The following is a 1,096-nucleotide window of genomic DNA, read 5'->3' on the forward strand; positions in this document are numbered from 1 at the left end:
GCATTAATAGTTTTACATTAGTAACTTAGAGCACAAAAAAAAGGCCAATCTAGTATTGGCCCTTGCTTGATTAATATAACGGTTCAATTTTTATCTAAAGCTTGGGCAACCTCTTCGGCTGTTGCACCACCATTGGTTGCATACTTCTCCAAATTCTCATTTGAGATCCCAGAATTTTGACCGGTCTCGATAATCTTTTTAACTTGTTCTCTTTGAGCTGATGATTCTCTCACAGCTGTTGTTATCACAATCTCAGCGTCATTAGGGAAACTAGCAAGAAGTGCTTCAACTACATATTCTCCAACCAAGGGCACAGCTCCGATGGCTGAGGTTAATATTTCAACTAATTTAGATGGATGCTCTTTAGCTAGTGATTGCACAATATAATCAGCAGAATCTGGCTCTGTTACTACCGCGATTCTAACTATTTCATCTAATTCGCTTGGTGTTGAATTCGCCGCAGCAGTAACAACAAAATCTACATAGCTTGGATCTGCATTAATTGCTGTTTCGACTATGCTAGTGCAGCTACTGATTCCCTTTCTCAAAGCCATTGTAACAACCTCTTCAGTTAAAGTTGGTTGTGCGGAAATAGCTGCATGGATGATTTCTTTATATTGTTCTGGGTACAAATCTAGGGCGGTATCAATAATGCTGGCAGCTTCTTGAGGATAATGTCTTACAATACTCTTAATGGCCCTACCGATTGACATGTTTTGTTGAACTTGGTTTTGTATAAATGAACTGGTTAGTTCAGGTGTTACGTTATTATTTGTGTTTTCAATTGCACCGGCTAAAGCACAATGCGCTAAACTACTAATAAATAGGGTGCTTAAGGCTACTCTTTTAAAAATCATTCTACTTCACCAACTACATTGCGTTACTAACTGAGTTCAGACCTCCCTGTCTACTGTAGGTTCAATTTAACAATAAATTTACCAAATAAACAGTAATTAAGCATTTTGCTGAATATTCATACGTATAAAAAATAATTTCTACAAATTTGTATTTCTTACTTGACCTTGTCTCCCAAATCTATAGAATGCGCCTCCTCGCTTCGGGACAGACTTTAAAAGGCTGAAACGACACAGGCTTC

General features: G+C 37.8%; 1 protein-coding gene. It reads right to left on the reverse strand.

The genetic code is table 11. The features are described 5' to 3' along the window. Positions 1–83: 83 nt before the first annotated feature. Entirely contained in the window at positions 84–857 is a 774-nt protein-coding gene (locus NWQ57_RS20130) for a hypothetical protein (protein WP_372340954.1), read from the reverse strand. Positions 858–1,096: the final 239 nt, after the last annotated feature.

It is taken from the genome of Paraglaciecola sp. (assembly GCF_030730205.1).
Taxonomy (GTDB): domain Bacteria; phylum Pseudomonadota; class Gammaproteobacteria; order Enterobacterales; family Alteromonadaceae; genus Paraglaciecola.